We start from the raw sequence: 1,737 nt of genomic DNA, 5'->3' as shown, positions 1-1,737 counted from the left end.
GACCTGGGCCCTCCTGAGCTCCTGCCCCCGAGCCTGGCCGTCCTGCCCCCCGGACCTGAGCCGACCTCCCGGCCCCTGTACCTACCTCCGGCCTGAGCCGTCCCGGGCGCCGTCCTGGGCCGTCCCGGGCCCGTCCGCCGGGGAGGACACGGCACCCCCGTCGGCGAGGAAGCCGACGATCAGCCGGTGGAGGACCCCGGGCCGCTCCAGGTGCACGTCGTGACCGGTGCCGGGAAGGCTGGTGCCGTGCAGCGCGGGCCGGCGGCGGACCATCTCGGCGTACTCCTCGCCGCCGATGATCCCGCCGTGTTCGCCCTGACCGAGGACCACGAGGGTGGGGCAGGTGATGGCCGCCCATTCGCCCCAGAAGGCGCGGGTGGCGTTCTCGTCGAGGGACTGGACCATGACCTCGGGGTCGAAGCGCGGCCACAGCCCGTCGGCCCGCTCCTCTAGCCCGCTCGCCCAGCCCTCGCCCACGGCGTCCGTGCCACCGCCGAGGTACGCGACGGCCGCGGCCCGCGAGGGGAACGGCACCGGCCAGGCCCGCAGCCAGCCGCCGATCTGCTCCTGGACACCGGGGTTCGCCCCGCCGGGCCCGGCCTCGACGAGGACGAGGGCGCGCGGCAGGCCGGGGTGGGCGGCGGCGGTGAGAAGAGCGGTGCTCCCGCCCAACGACTGACCGATCAACACGGGCCGGTCCAGGCCGAGTTGGTCGATGACGGCGACGGTGTCGGCCACGTACGCGGCCCGCGAGACATCCCCGTCCGAAGGGTTCCGGTCGCTGCCGCCGTGCCCGCGCTGGTCGAGGGCGACCACGCGATGGCCGGAGTCCCGAAGGAGCCGGGCCGTGTCGTCCCACTCGCCGGCGTGCCCGGCGAGCCCGTGGAGGAGGAGTACGTCGGCCCCGGAACCACCCCAGTCACGACAGGAGAGCCGCACGCCGTCACGGACCACGACCCGCTCTGACCAGGAGGGGCTGGAGGAAGATGTCATCCTTCCATGATCCCTTACGGGTTGAGGAGCTGATCGGCGACGGCCGTGCGGGCGTAGAGGACGGAGCGCCCGCTGCGGTGGGCGGTGACGAGACCGGCGTTGCGCAGGGCGATCAGGTGCTGGGAGACACCGGCGGCGGACAGGCCGCAGTGCGCGGCGAGTTGGGTGGTCGACGCGGGGGTGTCGAGCTCGGTGAGGAGCAGGGTGCGGGAGCGCCCGAGGACGGCGGCCACGGCGTCGGTGGAACCGGCGGTACGAGGCTCCCAGACGGTACCGAAGCCCCTTGCCGGGTAGGCGAGTTGAGGCGGATCGGGATGAACGGACCGGGTGAGGACCCGGGGCCAGGCGAACACGGAGGGGACGAGCAGCAGCCCGGACCCTGCCTGGTCGCGGCTGAGCGCGCAGTGCCGCCGTACGAGCCGCAGGGTGCCGTCGTCCCACCGCACGGTCTCGTGGAGCTCGCTCAGCACCCGCGCCGAACCGTGCTCGGCGACCTGCCGTGCCCGATGGAAGACGTCGGCCTCCAGGACGTGCTGGATCCGGGCCCAGTAGGGGGCGAGGGCGAGCTCCCAGTAGGCCTCGACCTCGTCGACGACCTTGCGGAGAACGGCGGGGGGATCGTCGTGCAGCAGCCGCAGCCGGTCGAGGTGCTCACCTCCGGCCAACGGACGGAGATCGTCCCGGACCTGCTCGACGGGCGTCCGGAGAACGGCGTCGAGCTCGGTGTCGAGGGTGGGGACTGTC

At 73.9% G+C, this 1,737-nt stretch carries 2 protein-coding genes; both read right to left on the bottom strand.

All coding sequences use genetic code 11. The annotated features are described in order from the left end of the window. Window positions 1-81 precede the first annotated feature (81 nt). Window positions 82-993 carry an alpha/beta fold hydrolase gene (locus AOK00_RS35830; RefSeq protein WP_055604275.1) on the bottom strand — a complete coding sequence of 304 codons (912 nt, stop codon included), beginning with the start codon at window positions 991-993 and terminating at the stop codon, window positions 82-84. A 14-nt stretch (window positions 994-1,007) separates the two neighbouring features. Beyond that, window positions 1,008-1,737 (bottom strand): ArsR/SmtB family transcription factor (locus tag AOK00_RS35825; protein WP_055604274.1); only part of this gene is annotated, 730 nt, incomplete at its 5' end.

This window comes from Streptomyces aureus (genome assembly GCF_001418135.1).
Classification (GTDB): Bacteria; Actinomycetota; Actinomycetes; order Streptomycetales; family Streptomycetaceae; genus Streptomyces; species Streptomyces aureus_A.
This window is presented reverse-complemented; position numbering and strand designations above follow the sequence as displayed.

What these genes read in the sequence shown, in the direction of transcription:
- AOK00_RS35830 (WP_055604275.1), bottom strand. Translation starts at nt 993, where the DNA reads ATGACATCTTCCTCCAGCCCCTCCTGGTCAGAGCGGGTCGTGGTCCGT.